Origin of the sequence: Paraburkholderia sp. A1RI-2L (assembly GCF_048957375.1) — a bacterium.
Taxonomy (GTDB): Bacteria; Pseudomonadota; Gammaproteobacteria; order Burkholderiales; family Burkholderiaceae; genus Paraburkholderia.
This window is the reverse complement of record NZ_JARBTA010000001.1, coordinates 3081065-3098342: the sequence shown is the minus strand read 5'-3', so window position 1 is coordinate 3098342 and position 17278 is coordinate 3081065. Positions and strand designations below refer to the sequence as shown.

The 17278-nt window shown below is 59.6% G+C and carries 30 protein-coding genes; all 30 read right to left on the bottom strand.

The features are described 5' to 3' along the window. Positions 1-61 precede the first annotated feature (61 nt). A complete protein-coding gene (gene rpsK / locus PWP93_RS14225) occupies positions 62-466 on the bottom strand; it encodes a 30S ribosomal protein S11 (RefSeq protein WP_006052224.1) in 405 nt (134 codons plus the stop codon). Positions 467-494: 28 nt separating this feature from the next. Next, on the bottom strand, positions 495-860 hold the full coding sequence (rpsM, locus tag PWP93_RS14220) for a 30S ribosomal protein S13 (protein WP_035531705.1): 366 nt from the start codon (positions 858-860) through the stop codon (positions 495-497). A 35-nt stretch (positions 861-895) separates the two neighbouring features. Next, positions 896-1012, bottom strand: coding sequence for a 50S ribosomal protein L36 (gene rpmJ / locus PWP93_RS14215; protein ID WP_027819338.1), 117 nt, complete (start codon positions 1010-1012; stop codon positions 896-898). Between the two features lie 20 nt (positions 1013-1032). Beyond that, complete coding sequence (gene infA / locus PWP93_RS14210; protein ID WP_004521905.1) at positions 1033-1251, bottom strand: translation initiation factor IF-1; 219 nt, start codon at positions 1249-1251, stop codon at positions 1033-1035. Positions 1252-1259: 8 nt separating this feature from the next. Further along, positions 1260-2606, bottom strand: coding sequence for a preprotein translocase subunit SecY (gene secY / locus PWP93_RS14205; RefSeq protein WP_129562996.1), 1347 nt, complete (start codon positions 2604-2606; stop codon positions 1260-1262). 59 nt (positions 2607-2665) lie between these two features. After that, a complete protein-coding gene (gene rplO, locus PWP93_RS14200) occupies positions 2666-3100 on the bottom strand; it encodes a 50S ribosomal protein L15 (RefSeq protein ID WP_028222618.1) in 435 nt (144 codons plus the stop codon). 34 nt (positions 3101-3134) lie between these two features. Then, a complete protein-coding gene (rpmD, locus tag PWP93_RS14195; RefSeq protein WP_006400644.1) occupies positions 3135-3317 on the bottom strand; it encodes a 50S ribosomal protein L30 in 183 nt (60 codons plus the stop codon). Between the two features lie 11 nt (positions 3318-3328). Next, on the bottom strand, positions 3329-3847 hold the full coding sequence (gene rpsE, locus PWP93_RS14190) for a 30S ribosomal protein S5 (protein WP_028206522.1): 519 nt from the start codon (positions 3845-3847) through the stop codon (positions 3329-3331). A gap of 14 nt (positions 3848-3861) precedes the next feature. Then, the gene (gene rplR, locus PWP93_RS14185; RefSeq protein WP_027819343.1) at positions 3862-4227 is read right to left on the bottom strand and encodes a 50S ribosomal protein L18; all 366 of its coding nucleotides are present in this window, start codon (positions 4225-4227) and stop codon (positions 3862-3864) included. 12 nt (positions 4228-4239) lie between these two features. Then, complete coding sequence (gene rplF, locus PWP93_RS14180; protein WP_421024919.1) at positions 4240-4770, bottom strand: 50S ribosomal protein L6; 531 nt, start codon at positions 4768-4770, stop codon at positions 4240-4242. Between the two features lie 18 nt (positions 4771-4788). Then, on the bottom strand, positions 4789-5184 hold the full coding sequence (rpsH, locus tag PWP93_RS14175) for a 30S ribosomal protein S8 (protein ID WP_027819345.1): 396 nt from the start codon (positions 5182-5184) through the stop codon (positions 4789-4791). A 14-nt stretch (positions 5185-5198) separates the two neighbouring features. Further along, the gene (rpsN, locus tag PWP93_RS14170; protein WP_035531713.1) at positions 5199-5504 is read right to left on the bottom strand and encodes a 30S ribosomal protein S14; all 306 of its coding nucleotides are present in this window, start codon (positions 5502-5504) and stop codon (positions 5199-5201) included. A gap of 7 nt (positions 5505-5511) precedes the next feature. Next, entirely contained in the window at positions 5512-6051 is a 540-nt protein-coding gene (gene rplE, locus PWP93_RS14165) for a 50S ribosomal protein L5 (RefSeq protein ID WP_035531716.1), read from the bottom strand. A gap of 16 nt (positions 6052-6067) precedes the next feature. Further along, entirely contained in the window at positions 6068-6376 is a 309-nt protein-coding gene (gene rplX / locus PWP93_RS14160; protein ID WP_421024920.1) for a 50S ribosomal protein L24, read from the bottom strand. Between the two features lie 9 nt (positions 6377-6385). Further along, complete coding sequence (gene rplN, locus PWP93_RS14155; RefSeq protein ID WP_028213345.1) at positions 6386-6754, bottom strand: 50S ribosomal protein L14; 369 nt, start codon at positions 6752-6754, stop codon at positions 6386-6388. Positions 6755-7107: 353 nt separating this feature from the next. Next, complete coding sequence (gene rpsQ / locus PWP93_RS14150; protein ID WP_027797289.1) at positions 7108-7380, bottom strand: 30S ribosomal protein S17; 273 nt, start codon at positions 7378-7380, stop codon at positions 7108-7110. Then, positions 7377-7571 (bottom strand): 50S ribosomal protein L29, encoded by a 195-nt coding sequence (gene rpmC, locus PWP93_RS14145; protein WP_035967606.1) that lies wholly within the window; start codon positions 7569-7571, stop codon positions 7377-7379. Before rpmC ends, rpsQ begins: the two co-directional genes overlap by 4 nt. Positions 7572-7581: 10 nt before the next feature. Then, positions 7582-7998, bottom strand: a complete 417-nt coding sequence (gene rplP / locus PWP93_RS14140; protein WP_042269753.1) for a 50S ribosomal protein L16 — start codon at positions 7996-7998, stop codon at positions 7582-7584. Positions 7999-8000: 2 nt separating this feature from the next. Then, the gene (gene rpsC, locus PWP93_RS14135; protein ID WP_421044889.1) at positions 8001-8783 is read right to left on the bottom strand and encodes a 30S ribosomal protein S3; all 783 of its coding nucleotides are present in this window, start codon (positions 8781-8783) and stop codon (positions 8001-8003) included. A gap of 11 nt (positions 8784-8794) precedes the next feature. Continuing rightward, the gene (rplV, locus tag PWP93_RS14130) at positions 8795-9124 is read right to left on the bottom strand and encodes a 50S ribosomal protein L22 (RefSeq protein ID WP_004199272.1); all 330 of its coding nucleotides are present in this window, start codon (positions 9122-9124) and stop codon (positions 8795-8797) included. A gap of 12 nt (positions 9125-9136) precedes the next feature. Beyond that, a complete protein-coding gene (rpsS, locus tag PWP93_RS14125) occupies positions 9137-9412 on the bottom strand; it encodes a 30S ribosomal protein S19 (protein WP_027797286.1) in 276 nt (91 codons plus the stop codon). A gap of 10 nt (positions 9413-9422) precedes the next feature. Next, the gene (gene rplB, locus PWP93_RS14120) at positions 9423-10250 is read right to left on the bottom strand and encodes a 50S ribosomal protein L2 (RefSeq protein WP_421024921.1); all 828 of its coding nucleotides are present in this window, start codon (positions 10248-10250) and stop codon (positions 9423-9425) included. 2 nt (positions 10251-10252) lie between these two features. After that, entirely contained in the window at positions 10253-10567 is a 315-nt protein-coding gene (gene rplW / locus PWP93_RS14115) for a 50S ribosomal protein L23 (protein WP_028206513.1), read from the bottom strand. Further along, positions 10564-11184 (bottom strand): 50S ribosomal protein L4, encoded by a 621-nt coding sequence (rplD, locus tag PWP93_RS14110; RefSeq protein ID WP_028213350.1) that lies wholly within the window; start codon positions 11182-11184, stop codon positions 10564-10566. The genes rplW and rplD overlap by 4 nt, the downstream gene beginning before the upstream one ends. Continuing rightward, positions 11184-11843 (bottom strand): 50S ribosomal protein L3, encoded by a 660-nt coding sequence (rplC, locus tag PWP93_RS14105; RefSeq protein ID WP_052148398.1) that lies wholly within the window; start codon positions 11841-11843, stop codon positions 11184-11186. Before rplC ends, rplD begins: the two co-directional genes overlap by 1 nt. A gap of 199 nt (positions 11844-12042) precedes the next feature. Next, positions 12043-12354: a 30S ribosomal protein S10 gene (gene rpsJ / locus PWP93_RS14100; RefSeq protein ID WP_027819357.1), complete on the bottom strand. Its 312-nt coding sequence runs from the start codon at positions 12352-12354 to the stop codon at positions 12043-12045. Positions 12355-12497: 143 nt separating this feature from the next. Beyond that, positions 12498-13688, bottom strand: coding sequence for an elongation factor Tu (gene tuf, locus PWP93_RS14095; protein ID WP_377784958.1), 1191 nt, complete (start codon positions 13686-13688; stop codon positions 12498-12500). A gap of 95 nt (positions 13689-13783) precedes the next feature. Beyond that, positions 13784-15886, bottom strand: coding sequence for an elongation factor G (fusA, locus tag PWP93_RS14090; protein WP_421024923.1), 2103 nt, complete (start codon positions 15884-15886; stop codon positions 13784-13786). Between the two features lie 147 nt (positions 15887-16033). Continuing rightward, positions 16034-16504, bottom strand: a complete 471-nt coding sequence (gene rpsG / locus PWP93_RS14085) for a 30S ribosomal protein S7 (protein ID WP_006053291.1) — start codon at positions 16502-16504, stop codon at positions 16034-16036. 185 nt (positions 16505-16689) lie between these two features. Continuing rightward, positions 16690-17070: a 30S ribosomal protein S12 gene (gene rpsL / locus PWP93_RS14080; protein WP_027797953.1), complete on the bottom strand. Its 381-nt coding sequence runs from the start codon at positions 17068-17070 to the stop codon at positions 16690-16692. Positions 17071-17278: the final 208 nt, after the last annotated feature.

Here is a 17278-nt window from a genome sequence, read left to right as displayed (position 1 = left end):
ATAACGCCGAGAGCCTGGGTCGCCGTTTCCGGCGGCTCAGGCGTTCGGCTCAAGCGACGCCTTAGATGCGGCGGCGCTTCGGCGGACGGCAGCCGTTGTGCGGGACCGGCGTCACGTCGGAGATCGCGGTGATCTTGATGCCAAGACCATGCAGCGCGCGCACCGCCGATTCGCGGCCAGGACCGGGGCCCTTGATACGCACTTCGAGGTTCTTGACGCCGTATTCCATCGCGACACGGCCAGCCGACTCGGCTGCGACCTGAGCTGCGAAGGGAGTCGACTTGCGCGAGCCCTTGAAGCCCTGACCGCCCGAGGTTGCCCAGGCAAGCGCGTTGCCTTGACGATCGGTGATCGTGATGATGGTGTTGTTGAACGACGCGTGAACGTGAACCACGCCCTCGGCGACGTTCTTCTTGACCTTCTTGCGAACGCGTTGCGCCGCGGAGTTGTTCGAAGCCTTAGCCATTACGTTTTCCTGTAACTGTCAGTTCCGCTTACTTCTTCAGCGACTGTGCTGCGCGGCGCGGACCCTTGCGCGTACGTGCGTTGGTGCGCGTGCGCTGGCCACGCAGGGGCAGGCCCTTGCGATGGCGCACGCCGCGGTAGCAGCCGAGGTCCATCAGGCGCTTGATGTTCATCGTCACTTCACGGCGCAGATCGCCTTCGACGACAAACTTGCCCACTTCCTCACGCAGCTTTTCGAGATCCGCGTCGTCCAGGTCCTTGACCTTCTTGTTGAACGGCACACCCGCGGCAACGCAGATGTTGCGCGAACGCGTGCGGCCAACACCGAAAATTGCCGTCAGGCCGATTTCAGTGTGCTGGTGGTTCGGGATGTTAACCCCTGCAATACGAGCCATTGTTTTTCCTCAAACAAAAAGCGCAAGCGCGCTAATCAGCCTTGACGCTGCTTGTGGCGCGGGTCCGAGCTGCAGATCACGCGAACGACGCCGTTGCGCTTGATGATTTTGCAGTTGCGGCAAATGCGCTTTACCGATGCCATCACTTTCATGATATTACCCTTTTTCTAAATCACTTCGCCCGGAACACGATCCGCGCACGCGACAGATCGTAAGGCGTCAACTCAACCGTCACCTTGTCGCCCGGGAGAATGCGGATGTAGTGCATCCGCATTTTTCCGGAAATATGCCCGAGAACGACATGGCCGTTTTCCAGCTTCACCCGGAAGGTTGCGTTGGGGAGGTTTTCGATGACCTCACCCTGCATCTGGATTACATCGTCTTTGGCCATAGGTCCTTTCAACGCATCGGGACGCCGCCGCCCTTGAAGTTGGCCTTCTTGAGCAGCGATTCATATTGTTGCGACATCACGTACGACTGCACCTGCGCCATGAAGTCCATTGTGACGACGACAATGATCAGCAGCGACGTACCACCAAAATAAAACGGCACATTCCAGCGCAGCACCAGAAACTCGGGCAGCAGGCAAACGAACACGATATAGATCGCACCGGCCAGCGTCAGACGCGTGAGGATGCGGTCGATATAGCGAGCCGTCTGATCGCCCGGGCGGATGCCAGGTACGAACGCGCCACTCTTTTTCAGGTTGTCGGCCGTTTCCCTGCTGTTGAACACCAGAGCGGTGTAGAAGAAGCAGAAGAAGACGATCGCCAACGCGTACAGCAACACGTACACAGGCTGACCAGGCTTGAGAGCTTCGGCCACGTTGTGCAGCGTGTCCGCGAACCAGCCGGTCCGCGACCCCGAACTGAACCAGTTCAGGATGGTTGCCGGGAACAGGATGATCGACGATGCGAAGATCGGCGGAATCACGCCCGACATGTTCAGCTTGAGCGGCAGGTGCGACGACTGCCCACCGTAAATCTTGTTGCCAACCTGACGCTTCGCATAGTTCACGAGGATCTTGCGCTGGCCGCGTTCGATGAACACCACCAGATACGTCACGGCCGCGATCAGCACCACGATGATGATCGCCGAGATGGGACCCATCGAGCCGGTGCGAACCAGTTCGAAGAGACCACCAATCGCATTCGGGAAACCCGCTGCGATCCCGCCGAAGATGATGATCGAAATGCCGTTGCCAAGCCCGCGTTCCGTGATCTGCTCACCAAGCCACATCAAGAACATCGTGCCCGTCACGAGCGTCACCACCGTCGTCAGGCGGAACACCATGCCCGGATCGATCACGAGGCCAGGCTGATTTTCCAGCGCGACCGCGATGCCGAAAGCCTGGAAGGTTGCCAGCACCACCGTGAAGACCCGCGTGTACTGCGTGATCTTGCGTTGTCCAGCCTGCCCTTCCTTCTTCAGCGCCTCGAGCTGCGGCGAGACGATCGCCATCAGCTGCAAGATGATCGACGCCGAGATATACGGCATCACACCCAGCGCGAAGATCGTGAAGCGAGACAGCGCGCCACCCGAGAACATGTTGAACATGCCCAGGATGCCGCCTGACTGGCTCTGGAAGAGCTTCGCCAGTTGGTCCGGGTCGATACCGGGAACCGGAATGTGCGCTCCGATGCGATAAACGACCAACGCCAGCAGCAAGAACATTGCACGCCGGCGCAGGTCGCCGAACTTCGGAGCGCTGCGACCGGTTTTTGCGAGACTCGGGCTGTTAGCCAAGTAGCTTCTCCGATGCAGATGTTAGTGACGGCGGGCAAGCCCGCACGCACCACCCACAATCACTCGGCAAAAGAACCGCCTGCTGCTTCGATCGCAGCACGCGCATTCTTCGTCGCACCCAGGCCCTTGACCACGACCTTGCGCTTGATCTCGCCAGTAGCGATGATCTTCGCGCTGCGGGTCATTTCGCCAACGAGGCCTGCCTGCTTGAGAGCCAGCAGATCGATTTCGTCGACCGGCAGCTTCTCGATATCCGCGAGGCGCACTTCACCAACGAATTCCTTCGTCAACGAGGTGAAGCCACGCTTGGGCAGACGACGTTGCAGCGGCATTTGACCGCCTTCGAAGCCGACCTTGTGGAAGCCGCCCGAACGCGATTTCTGACCCTTGTGACCACGGCCAGCGGTCTTGCCGAGGCCAGAGCCGATGCCGCGACCGACGCGACGCTTTGCGTGCTTCGCGCCTTCTGCCGGCTTCAGGTTATTCAATTCCATTTTCAACTCCTGGAGTCTTTTGGTCCGAGTGCGCTTAAGCGATGACCTTGACGAGGTACGAGACCTTGTTGATCATGCCGCGCACTGCCGGCGTGTCCTGCAGCTCGGAAACCGAGTTCAGGCGACGCAGGCCGAGACCGCGCACGGTGGCACGGTGCGATTCGCGGGTCCCAATCAGGCTCTTGACGAGCTGAACCTTGACAGTTTTTTCAGACATGGTACCCACCCTTAGCCCAGAATGTCTTCGACGGACTTGCCGCGCTTCGCCGCGATGTCGGCCGGGGTCGACTGCTTGCGCAGGCCGTCCAGCGTCGCACGAACGAGGTTGTACGGATTCGTCGAACCGTGGCTCTTGGCCACGACGTTCTGCACGCCCATCACGTCGAACACGGCACGCATCGGGCCGCCGGCGATCACGCCCGTACCTGCCTTCGCCGGAGCGAGGAGGACGACCGATGCGCCATGCTTGCCGTGCACTTCGTGTTGCAGGGTGCCGTTCTTCAGGGGCACCTTGAACATGTTGCGACGAGCTTGTTCCATCGCCTTCTGGACAGCAACCGGCACTTCCTTCGACTTGCCCTTGCCCATACCGACGCGGCCATCACCATCGCCAACCACGGTCAGTGCGGCGAAGCCGAGAATACGGCCACCCTTCACGACCTTGGTCACGCGGTTGACCGAAATCATTTTTTCGCGAAGGCCGTCGTCGCGTTCGTCAGCCTGAACTTTCGCTTGCATCTTTGCCATGACGAATTCCTTCCTTAGAACTTGAGCCCGGCTTCGCGCGCAGCATCAGCCAGCGCCTTGACGCGGCCGTGATAGCGGAAACCCGAGCGGTCAAAGGCGACGGATTCGATGCCGGCGGCCTTAGCCTTTTCTGCAATACGCTTGCCGATCAGCGAGGCAGCGGCGACGTTGCCGCCCTTGCCCGACTGGTCAGCCAGTTGCGCACGCACTTCGGCTTCAAGCGTCGACGCGCTGGCCAGCACCTTGGTGCCGCAGGGCGAGAACACTTGCGCATAGATGTGCGTGTTCGTGCGATGCACGGCCAGGCGCGCGACCTGCAGCTCAGCGATCTTGAGACGCGTCTGACGAGCGCGGCGCAGGCGAGATTGAGTCTTATCCATGATTGCGCACCCTTACTTCTTCTTCGTTTCTTTGAGGATCACAACCTCGTTGGCGTAACGCACACCCTTGCCCTTGTAGGGCTCCGGCGGGCGATAACCGCGCACTTCGGCAGCGGTTTGGCCAACTTTCTGCTTGTCGATCCCCTTGATCACGATTTCCGTTTGCGACGGGGTTTCAGCCTTGACGCCTTCCGGCATCTGGTGCACCACGGGGTGCGAGAAACCCAGCGACAGGTTCAGCTTGTCGCCTTGCGCTTGAGCACGGTAACCAACGCCAACCAGCGTCAGCTTGCGCTCAAAACCCTTCGTCACGCCTTGCACCATGTTCGCGACGATCGCGCGCATCGTGCCCGACATCGCATTGGCTTCGCGGCTGTCGTCCGTCGGCTCAAACTTGAGCTGACCGTCTTCGCTCACCACCTTCACGAGGCGGTTCGCAGCTTGCGAAATCGTACCCAGCGCGCCCTTGACGGTAATCTTCTCGTCGCTGAGCGTCGCTTCTGCGCCTTGCAGCGCGACCGGGCTCTTACCTACTCGAGACATGTTTCTTCTCCTTAGGTCTTAAGCGACGTAGCAGATAACTTCGCCGCCGACGCCAGTAGCGCGCGCCTTGCGGTCCGTCATCACACCCTTCGGCGTCGACACGATTGCAACGCCGAGGCCATTCATGACCTGCGGGATGTCGTTGCGGCCGCGGTACACGCGCAGGCCCGGCTTCGAAACGCGTTCGATGCGCTCGATAACGGGACGGCCAGCGTAGTACTTCAACGCGATGTTCAATTCCGACTTCGCACCTTCGGTTTTCACCGCGAAGTCGTCGATATAACCTTCGTCCTTCAGAACCTGCGCAATGGCAATCTTCACTTTCGACGAGGGCATAGCAACCGAAACCTTCTCGACCATCTGCGCATTGCGGATGCGAGTCAGCATATCGGCGATAGGATCACTCATGCTCATTTATGTTTCTCCTATTACCAGCTCGCCTTGGTGATGCCAGGGATCTCACCACGGAACGCGATTTCACGAATCTTGTTACGTGCGAGACCGAATTTGCGGAACGTACCACGCGGACGACCCGTGATCGCGCAGCGGTTACGCTTGCGGGTCGGGTTCGAGTTGCGCGGCAGTTGTTGCAGTTCGAGGCGAGCTGCGTAGCGCTCTTCTTCCGACTTGCTTTGGTCGTCGATGATCGCCTTCAGCGCTGCGCGCTTCGGCGCGAACTTCGCTGCCAGACGAGCGCGCTTCTTTTCACGTTCAATCAGTGCCAGTTTAGCCACGGTAACCTCAGTTTCTGAACGGGAACTTGAAGCCGGCGAGCAGTGCCTTTGCTTCTTCATCGGTCTTCGCGGTCGTCGTGATGCTGATGTTCAGCCCACGCAGCGCGTCGATCTTGTCGTAGTCGATTTCGGGGAAAATGATCTGCTCTTTCACACCGATGTTGTAGTTACCACGGCCGTCGAACGCCTTGCCCGACACGCCACGGAAGTCGCGCACGCGGGGGAGCGCAACCGTCACGAAACGGTCCAGGAATTCGTACATGGCATTGCCACGCAGCGTAACCATCGTGCCGATCGGATAACCTTCACGGATCTTGAAGCCGGCGATTGCCTTGCGCGACTTCGTCACAACAGGCTTCTGGCCGGCGATCTTCGTGAGGTCGCCAATGGCGTGCTCGAGGACCTTCTTGTCAGCGACGGCTTCACCCACACCCATGTTCAGGGTGATCTTGGTGAGGCGCGGCACTTCCATGACCGACTTGTAACCGAACTTCTCGATCAGGCCGGGGACGACCTTCTCTTTATAAAATTCTTGCAAACGTGCCATTTTTTACTCCGCAGCGTCAGGCGCTCAGGACAGCACCGGTCGTCTTCAGGAAACGAACCTTCTTGTCCCCTTCGACCTTGATGCCCACGCGCGACGGCTTGCCGTTCGCGTCGACCAATGCGACGTTCGAGATAGCCAGCGGCATTGCCTTGGCTTCCACGCCACCCGTCGTACCCTTCATGGGGTTCGGCTTCACATGCTTCTTCGCAATGTTGATGCCTTCGACAGTAACGCGCTCTTCACCGATGGCGACCACGACACCGCGCTTGCCCTTGTCTTTGCCGGTAATGACGATAACTTCGTCACCCTTGCGAATCTTGTTCATCGCGACTCCTTACAGCACTTCCGGCGCCAGCGAAACGATCTTCATGAATCGTTCGCTACGCAGCTCACGCGTAACCGGCCCGAAAATGCGGGTGCCGATCGGCTCAAGCTTGGTATTCAAAAGCACGGCGGCGTTGCCATCGAACTTGATCAGCGAGCCGTCTTGACGGCGCACGCCCTTGGCGGTGCGAACCACAACAGCGTTGTAGATTTCGCCCTTCTTCACGCGCCCGCGCGGCGTTGCTTCCTTGACGCTCACCTTGATGATGTCGCCAATGCTGGCATAACGACGCTTCGAGCCGCCGAGCACCTTGATGCACATGACTTCACGCGCACCCGTGTTGTCGGCTACTTCAAGCCGAGTTTCGGTCTGGATCATGGTTTATCTTTCCCAACTTAATCCGGTTGCACCACCATGGCACATCCGGTCAGTCTTGGTCCCGTCAGCCGCGCCGCCACTAGAACGACCGCTCAGCTGCTTGGGTTAGAACAGCAGCGACGGCAAACGAAACCGGCCATCGCATTCCGGTGAATCTTGCAGATCCGGACTGGCGCCCGAACCACCTCCCCCACTACTTTCGCCCGTTGCTTTGCCAACAACGAACCCATAAAGAGGGAAGACCAAGACTATAACTCGATAATCTTGGTCTCGCAAGCGAAATCTTTAGCGATTTCAACAACTTCTCTACCCCGGGGAGGGCCCCCGGGGTACTGCATCATCTGAAACGGCTCTTAGATGACGCGTGCTGCTTCGATCAGCTTCGACACGGTCCAGGCCTTCGTCTTCGAAATCGGACGGGTTTCCTGGATTTCAACGAGGTCACCCTCGTTGTACGTGTTCGATTCGTCGTGAGCGTGGTACTTCTTCGACTGCACGACGTACTTGCCGTAGATCGGGTGCTTGACGCGGCGCTCGACCAGGACGGTGACCGTCTTGTCCATCTTGTTGCTGACGACCTTGCCGACCAGCGTCCGCTTAAGCGAGGTTTTCACGCTTTCGTTCATTTCTGGTTCGCCTTCTCAGTCAGGACGGTCCGCACACGTGCGATGTCGCGACGAACCTTCTTCAGCTGGCTCGTGTTCGTGAGCTGCTGGGTCGCGAGTTGCATGCGCAGGCCGAATTGCGCCTTAAGCAGGTCCGACAACTCTTGGTTGAGCGCGGCCTGGTCTTTCTGGTGAAGTTCAGAAGCCTTCATCATTCACTCCTTAGGCGCCGAGCTGGCGAACCATGAAGACCGTCTTCAGCGGCAGCTTGGCTGCAGCCAGACGGAAGGCTTCACGGGCCAGTTCTTCGGACACACCATCCATTTCGTACAGCATCTTGCCCGGCTGGATCTCAGCGACGTAGTACTCAGGGTTACCCTTACCGTTACCCATACGCACTTCCGCCGGCTTTTGCGAGATCGGCTTGTCCGGGAAAATACGGATCCAGATGCGGCCGCCACGCTTGATGTGACGCGTCATTGCACGACGCGCCGCTTCAATCTGACGCGCGGTCAGGCGACCACGACCGATAGCCTTCAGACCGTATTCACCGAACGAAACCGCGTTGCCGCGCGTTGCGATACCGGTGTTACGACCCTTCTGCTCTTTGCGATACTTCCTGCGTTTCGGTTGCAGCATCGTTATTCTCCACTCTTGCCGTCGCCACGGCGCGGTGCGCCACGACGGGCACCCGGTGCGCCTTCGCCATCACGGCGCGGACGACGATCGCCCGGACGCGCACTGCGGCGCGGACGCTTTTCTTCGGCGACTTCTTCCACCACCGGTGCGTCGTTGCGGCCGAGCGTGTCGCCCTTGTAGACCCAAACCTTCACGCCGATGATGCCGTACGTCGTCTTCGCTTCCGAGGTTGCGTAGTCGATGTCAGCACGCAGCGTGTGAAGCGGCACTCGACCTTCGCGGTACCACTCGGTACGTGCGATTTCGATACCGTTCAGACGGCCAGCGCTCATGATCTTGATGCCCTGGGCACCCAGACGCATCGCGTTCTGCATCGCGCGCTTCATTGCGCGACGGAACATGATGCGGCGCTCGAGCTGCTGCGTGATCGAGTCGGCGATCAGCTGCGCGTCGGTTTCCGGCTTGCGAATTTCTTCGATGTTCACGTGAACCGGAACGCCCATGCGCTTCTGGAGTTCGGCCTTGAGGAGTTCGATATCCTCACCCTTCTTGCCGATCACCACACCCGGGCGCGAGCTGTAAATCGTGATGCGAGCGTTCTTAGCCGGACGCTCGATCACAACACGGCCCACCGAAGCATTCTTCAGCTTCTTCTTCAGGTATTCACGAACACCGATGTCTTCCTTCAACATCGCCGCGAAATTGTTGTTGTTCGCGTACCAACGCGAAGCCCAATTGCGGCTGACGGCCAAACGGAAGCCAGTCGGATGAATTTTCTGTCCCATCGTATGGCTCCTTAATTCCCGACCGTCACAGTGATGTGACAGGATTGCTTCTCGATGCGGTTACCGCGACCCTTTGCGCGTGCGGTGAAACGCTTCAGCGAAGCAGCCTTGTCGACGTAGATGCTCTTGATCTTGAGCTCGTCGATATCGGCGCCTTCGTTGTGTTCCGCATTGGCGATAGCCGAGAGCACAACCTTTTTCACGATGCCAGCCGCTTTCTTCGGCGAGAACGTCAGAACGTTCAGAGCCTTGTCGACCGGCAGACCGCGGATCTGGTCAGCCACAAGGCGCGTCTTCTGCGCCGAGATGCGGGCACCGCGATGAATTGCCTTCACTTCCATCTTGATTGCCCCTTATTTCTTGGCCTTCTTGTCGGCCGCGTGACCCTTGAACGTACGGGTCAGTGCGAACTCGCCAAGCTTGTGGCCGACCATGTTTTCCGTGACATACACCGGAACGTGTTGACGGCCGTTGTGCACGGCGATCGTCAGGCCGATGAAGTCCGGCAGGATCGTCGAACGACGCGACCAGGTCTTGATCGGTTTCTTGTCGCGCGTAGCTGCAGCCGCCTCAACCTTCTTCAGCAAATGGGCGTCGCAGAACGGACCTTTCTTAATAGAACGTGCCATTGCCTACTCCTTAACGCTTGTGACGGCGCTGGACGATCATGCTCGTCGTGCGCTTGTTGCTGCGGGTGCGATAGCCCTTCGTCGGCGTGCCCCACGGGCTCACCGGGTCGCGACCAGCCGCAGTCTTGCCTTCGCCACCACCGTGCGGGTGGTCGACCGGGTTCATTGCGACGCCACGGACCGTCGGGCGGATACCGCGCCAGCGGTTCGCGCCAGCCTTACCGATTTGACGGAGGCTGTGCTCTTCGTTGCCGACTTCACCGATCGTTGCACGGCATTCAACGTGCACGCGACGGATTTCGCCCGAACGCAGACGAACCTGCGCATAGACGCCTTCACGTGCCAGCAGCATGGCCGACGTACCAGCCGAACGCGCGATCTGCGCGCCCTTGCCCGGCAGCATTTCGATGCAGTGGATCGTCGTACCGACCGGGATATTGCGGATCGGCAGCGTGTTGCCTGCCTTGATCGGCGCTTCCGAGCCCGACATCAGCGGCGTGCCAACCGTCACGCCCTTCGGCGCAATGATGTAGCGGCGCTCGCCGTCTGCGTACAGAACCAGCGCAATGTTCGCGCTACGGTTCGGGTCATACTCGAGACGCTCCACCTTCGCGGGGACGCCATCCTTCGTACGACGGAAATCGATCACACGGTAGTGCTGCTTGTGACCGCCACCCTGGTGACGCGTCGTGATGTGACCGTTGTTGTTACGACCCGCCTTCACGGATTGCTTTTCGAGCAGCGGTGCGTACGGCGCGCCCTTGTGCAGATCCTTGTTGACGATCTTCACCATCGCGCGGCGACCCGGCGAGGTCGGCTTAACTTTCACGATTGCCATGATTACTTGGCCTCCGCTTCAAAGTTGATTTCCTGGCCGGGCTTCAGGCAGACATACGCCTTCTTCACGTCCTTGCGCTTGCCGTTGAAGCGGCCAAAGCGCTTGGCTTTGCCCTTCTGGACCAGCACATTGACGGACTCGACTTCCACCTTGAACAGCAGCTCGACAGCAGCCTTGACTTCCTGCTTGTTCGCGTCCGGCGCGACCTCGAAGACGACTTGTTCGTTCTTCTCCGCAACCAGCGTCGCCTTTTCGGAGATCACCGGTGCGAGCAGGACCTGCATCAAACGATGATCGTTCTTGCGAATCTCGCTCATGACAGCAACTCCTCGATCTGGGCGACCGCTGCCTTCGTGATCAGGATCTTCTTGAAGTAGATCAGCGAGAGCGGGTCGGCAAAACGCGGCTCAACGACTGCCACGTGGGGCAGGTTGCGCGACGCGAGATACAGGTTCTCGTCGACCGTGTCGGTGATGACCAGCACGGATTCGAGACCCATGGCCTTGAACTTTTCGGCCAGCAGCTTCGTCTTGGGCGCTTCGAGCGAGAGCTCTTCGACGACCGAGATGCGGCCTTCGCGGGCCAGCTGCGAGAAGATCGAGCAGAGGCCTGCGCGATGCATCTTCTTGTTGACCTTGTGCGAGAAGTTTTCTTCCGGCGAATTCGGGAAGATGCGGCCACCGCCACGCCACAGCGGGCTCGACGACATACCGGCACGAGCACGGCCCGTACCCTTCTGGCGCCACGGCTTCTTGGTGGTGTGCTTGACTTGCTCACGATCCTTCTGCGCGCGGTTACCGCTGCGCGCGTTCGCCTGGTAGGCGACAACGATCTGGTGAATCAGTGCTTCGTTGTAGTCACGGCCGAACACGACGTCCGACGCATTGACTGCAGCACCTTCTTGACCATTAGCGTTCAGGAGCTTCAGTTCCATTATTGCGCTCCTTTCTTGGCGCGCGCCTTGACGGCCGGCGTCACGAAAACCTTGCCGCCCTTAGCACCCGGCACGGCACCCTTGACCAGCAGCAGCTTGCGCTCTGCGTCGATACGGGCGATTTCGAGGTTTTGCACCGTTACGGTCTCGTCGCCCATGTGACCGGTCATGCGCTTACCCGGAAACACCCGACCCGGATCCTGCGCCATACCGATCGAACCCGGCACGTTGTGCGAGCGCGAGTTACCGTGCGAAGCACGGCCGGAGCTGAAGTTGTAACGCTTGATGGTACCGGCGTAGCCCTTACCGATCGAGGTGCCTTGCACGTCGATCTTTTGGCCTTCCGTGAAGAGTTCCACACCGATCACGGCGCCAGCGGACAGTTCGGCAGCCTTGGCGGCGTCGATCTGGAATTCCTTGAGGATTTCACCGGCTTGAACGCCAGCTTTGGCGAGATGACCTGCGAGCGGCTTCGTCACGCGCGATGCACGGCGCGTACCGAACGCAACCTGAACGGCCGTGTAGCCGTCGGTTTCAACAGTCTTGATCTGCGTCACGCGGTTGTCGGACACGTCCAGCACGGTCACGGGAATCGAATCCCCGTCAGCCGTGAAGATACGCGTCATGCCAACCTTGCGACCTACGAGTCCAAGGCTCATCGTTTTCTCCATTCCCGACTGCGATTGGTCGGGGCTAATTTACAAAGTACCGGCGTGTTTTCAGGGTAAAGGCCCAAAAAATCACACCGATTTATTGCGCAAATGCGCGAAAAGACGTCAAGTATAACGTCCTCCCACGATTTCCGCAAGCAATCAAAGACTTAGCGCGATCAGGCTATCCTGGCCGCGCTCGAGACTTTTACTGCAGCTTGATTTCGACGTCCACACCAGCCGGCAGGTCCAGCTTCATCAGCGCGTCGACGGTCTTGTCCGTCGGGTCGACGATGTCCATCAGGCGCAGGTGGGTGCGGATTTCGAGCTGGTCGCGCGAGGTCTTGTTGACGTGCGGCGAACGCAGGATGTCGAAACGCTGGATGCGCGTCGGCAGCGGCACCGGACCGCGAACGATTGCACCCGTCCGCTTCGCCGTTTCGACGATTTCAGCAGCCGATTGATCGATCAGGCGATAGTCGAAGGCCTTCAGGCGAATACGGATTTTTTGGTTCTGCATGGCAATTCCTTGAAAAGAGCGAGGCGGACTTGCGCCGCCAGACGATATAAAGAGCGCAGGACCGGCCTGCGGCGGAGAGCCGCAGGCCGGTCCCAAGTACCTCAACTACTACTGCTTACAGCAAGCCAAGTATTCTACTCGATTTACTCGATGATCTTGGCAACCACGCCGGCGCCGACGGTACGGCCGCCTTCGCGGATTGCGAAGCGCAGACCTTCTTCCATCGCGATCGGAGCGATCAGCTTCACCGTGATCGACACGTTGTCGCCCGGCATGACCATTTCCTTATCCTTCGGCAGCTCGATCGAGCCCGTCACGTCCGTCGTACGGAAGTAGAACTGCGGACGGTAGTTGTTGAAGAACGGCGTGTGGCGGCCGCCTTCGTCCTTGCTCAGCACGTACACTTCAGCCGTGAAGTGCGTGTGCGGCGTGATCGAACCCGGCTTGGCCAGAACCTGGCCACGCTCCACGTCTTCACGCTTCGTGCCGCGCAGCAGGATACCGACGTTGTCGCCTGCCTGACCCTGGTCGAGCAGCTTGCGGAACATTTCCACGCCCGTGCAGGTCGTCTTCACCGTCGGCTTGATACCGACGATTTCGATTTCCTCGCCGACCTTGACGATGCCGCGCTCGACGCGACCCGTCACCACCGTGCCGCGACCCGAGATCGAGAACACGTCTTCCACCGGCATCAGGAACGCGCCGTCAACAGCACGCTCCGGCGTCGGGATGTACGTGTCCAGCGCGTCGGCCAGGTTCATGATCGCCACTTCGCCGAGTTCGCCCTTGTCGCCTTCGAGCGCCAGCTTGGCCGAACCCTTGATGATCGGCGTGTCGTCGCCCGGGAAGTCGTACTTCGACAGGAGTTCGCGCACTTCCATTTCGACCAGCTCGAGCAGCTCGGCGTCGTCGACCATGTCGCACTTGTTCAGGAACACGATGATATAAGGCACGCCAACCTGACGGGCGAGCAGGATGTGCTCACGCGTTTGCGGCATCGGGCCGTCAGCGGCCGAGCACACCAGGATTGCGCCGTCCATCTGTGCCGCGCCCGTGATCATGTTCTTCACGTAGTCAGCGTGGCCCGGGCAGTCGACGTGTGCGTAGTGGCGGTTAGCCGTTTCGTACTCGACGTGCGCGGTGTTGATGGTAATACCACGCGCCTTTTCTTCCGGCGCTGCGTCGATCTGGTCGTACGCCTTCGCTTCGCCGCCGAACTTCTGCGTGAGAACCGTCGTGATCGCTGCCGTCAGCGTGGTCTTGCCGTGGTCAACGTGACCGATCGTGCCCACGTTCACGTGCGGCTTGGTCCGTTCGAATTTACCTTTTGCCATGTTTCTCTTCTTTCAAAAAAGTGGTGAATCGGTGACTGTGCATTGTGAGCCAGACCCATGCCTGGCCCACTGCGTGCTCAAATGAGCGCCGATGCTTACTTCGCCTTCGCGCTGATGATCGCGTCGGCCACGTTACGCGGTGCTTCTGCGTAGTGCTTGAATTCCATCGTGTACGTTGCGCGGCCCTGCGTGAGCGAGCGCAGCGACGTCGAGTAGCCGAACATTTCCGACAGCGGCACTTCGGCGCGAACGATCTTGCCGCCGCCAACCATGTCTTCCATGCCCTGGACGATACCGCGACGGCCCGACAGGTCGCCCATCACGTTGCCCATGTAGTCTTCCGGCGTTTCGACTTCGACAGCCATCATCGGTTCGAGGATGACCGGCTGCGCCTTGCGCATCGCTTCCTTGAACGCCATCGAACCGGCCATGCGGAACGCATTTTCGTTCGAGTCAACGTCGTGGTACGAACCGAACGTCAGGTGAACCTTGACGTCGACGACCGGGAAGCCCGCCAGCACGCCAGCCTTCAGCGTGTCCTGGATACCCTTGTCGACCGCGGGGATGAATTCGCGAGGAATCACACCGCCCTTGATCTCGTCCAGGAACTCGTAGCCCTTGCCCTGCTCGTTCGGCTCGAGCGTGATGACCGCGTGACCGTACTGGCCGCGACCACCCGACTGCTTGACGAACTTGCCGTCCACGTCTTTCGCCGTTGCGCGGATCGTTTCGCGGTAGGCAACCTGCGGCTTGCCGACGGTCGCTTCCACGTTGAATTCACGCTTCATGCGGTCGACCAGAATTTCCAGGTGGAGCTCGCCCATGCCCGAAATGATGGTCTGGCCCGATTCTTCGTCCGTCTGGACGCGGAACGACGGGTCTTCCTGCGCCAGGCGGTTCAGGGCGAGGCCCATCTTTTCCTGGTCAGCCTTGGTCTTCGGCTCGACGGCCTGCGAAATCACCGGCTCCGGGAACACCATGCGCTCCAGAACGATCGGGTGCGCCGGGTCGCACAGCGTGTCGCCCGTGGTCGCTTCCTTCAGGCCGACCGCGGCGGCGATGTCGCCAGCGCGAACTTCCTTGATTTCTTCGCGGTTGTTCGCGTGCATCTGCAGAATACGGCCGAGGCGTTCCTTCTTGCCCTTGGTCGAGTTCAGCACGGTGTCGCCCGAGTTGACGATGCCCGAGTACGCGCGGAAGAAGATCAGCTGGCCGACGAACGGGTCGGTCATGATCTTGAACGCGAGTGCCGAGAACTTCTCGTCGTCGGCTGCGCGGCGCTCGGCCGTTTCACCGTTTTCGAGCTCGCCCTTGACCGGGGGAATGTCCACCGGCGACGGCAGGAAGTCGATCACGGCGTCGAGCATGCGCTGCACGCCCTTGTTCTTGAACGCGGTGCCGCACAGCATCGGCTGGATTTCGCACGCGATCGTACGGTCGCGCAGTGCCTTGACGACTTCGGCTTCCGACAGCTCTTCGCCGCCGAGGTACTTTTCCATCAGCTCTTCGCTGGCTTCAGCAGCCGATTCGATCATCTTTTCGCGCCACTCGTTGCACGTGTCAACGAGTTCAGCCGGGATGTCGACGTAGTCGAACTTCGTGCCTTGCGAGGCCTCGTCCCAAATGATCGCCTTCATCTTCAGGAGGTCGACGACGCCCTTGAAGTTTTCTTCCGCGCCGATCGGCACCACGACCGGAACCGGGTTCGCCTTGAGGCGGTTCTTCAGCTGGTCGTAGACCTTGAAGAAGTTCGCGCCAGTACGGTCCATCTTGTTGACGAACGCGAGACGGGGCACCTTGTACTTGTTCGCCTGGCGCCACACCGTTTCCGACTGCGGCTGCACGCCGCCCACTGCGCAGTAGACCATGCACGCGCCGTCGAGCACGCGCATCGAGCGCTCGACTTCAATCGTGAAGTCGACGTGGCCCGGGGTGTCGATGATGTTGATGCGGTGCTCGGGGTAGTTGCCGCCCATGCCCTTCCAGAACGCGGTCGTAGCAGCGGAGGTAATCGTGATGCCACGCTCCTGCTCCTGCTCCATCCAGTCCATGGTCGCAGCGCCGTCGTGAACTTCACCAATCTTGTGGTTCACGCCGGTGTAAAACAGAATGCGCTCGGTCGTCGTCGTCTTGCCGGCGTCGATGTGAGCGCTAATACCGATATTGCGGTAGCGCTCGATAGGAGTCTTGCGAGCCACTTTGATCCTCTATGGGGAGGTGCGCGCCGGATCGATCCCGACCGGGTGATCCCAACGCGTCTGAACACAAACGGGCGAGGCGCTCGATAAGCGCACCCGCCCGGATTTTTTTCCGCTTTTTGAGCAAACCCCGGTAGGGGCTTTCTCTTAGAAGCGGAAGTGCGAGAACGCCTTGTTCGCTTCTGCCATCCGGTGAACTTCGTCGCGCTTCTTCATCGCGCCGCCACGGCCTTCGGCCGCTTCGGAGAGTTCACCTGCCAGACGCAGGGCCATCGACTTCTCGCTACGCTTCTTCGCGGCTTCACGCAGCCAACGCATCGCCAATGCCATACGACGCGAGGGGCGCACTTCGACCGGAACCTGATAGTTCGCACCACCAACGCGGCGGCTCTTCACTTCCACCACCGGCTTCACGTTGTTGAGCGCAACAGTGAACACTTCCAGCGGGTCCTTGCCACCCTTGGTCTGGATCTGTTCGAAAGCGCCGTACACGATACGCTCGGCAACCGACTTCTTGCCGGAGAGCATCAGCACGTTCATGAACTTGGCTACATCAACGTTGCCGAACTTCGGATCCGGCAACACTTCCCGCTTGGGGACTTCGCGACGACGCGGCATGTTTCTTCCTTTAACTTTTCAGTTGAAGCGTGGATTGAACCCAACGCTCCGCGGCCACCAACTAACCCGATTCATCTCACGACTTACCAGCCTGGTCGGGTGACCACTTACTCGACAGCACCGGCCAATCCGGCACCTGTCGCTTTTATCGCCGGCACTCTCGCGAGCACGACGACACTTGACTCTTACTTCGCAGCCTTCGCGCGCTTTGCGCCGTACTTCGAACGAGCCTGCTTACGATCCTTGACGCCCTGGGTATCCAGCGAGCCGCGAACCATGTGGTAGCGCACACCCGGCAAGTCCTTCACACGGCCGCCGCGGATCAGCACGACCGAGTGCTCCTGCAGGTTGTGGCCTTCACCACCGATGTACGAAATGACTTCGAAGCCGTTCGTCAGACGAACCTTGGCGACCTTACGAAGTGCCGAGTTCGGCTTCTTCGGCGTCGTCGTGTACACACGGGTGCACACGCCGCGACGCTGCGGGCAGTCCTGCAGGGCCGGCGACTTGCTCTTCGTAGCTTCCGAAGCGCGGCCTTTGCGAACCAGTTGATTGATGGTTGGCATTGTTTATTCCTGAAATTGAACAAAATCGACGCATTTATTTCCGGGCAAAGCGGAAAACCATGCGTATCGAACTCCAGAACCTGAAAATGACAGGCGCTTTATGCGTTGCTCAGCCGACGAATTAGTCAAACTAACCGACGCGCGCAAGCATCCCAGAAACCGGAACCCAGCATGATATTCCGAAAATACCAAGCGAGTCAACGGCTTG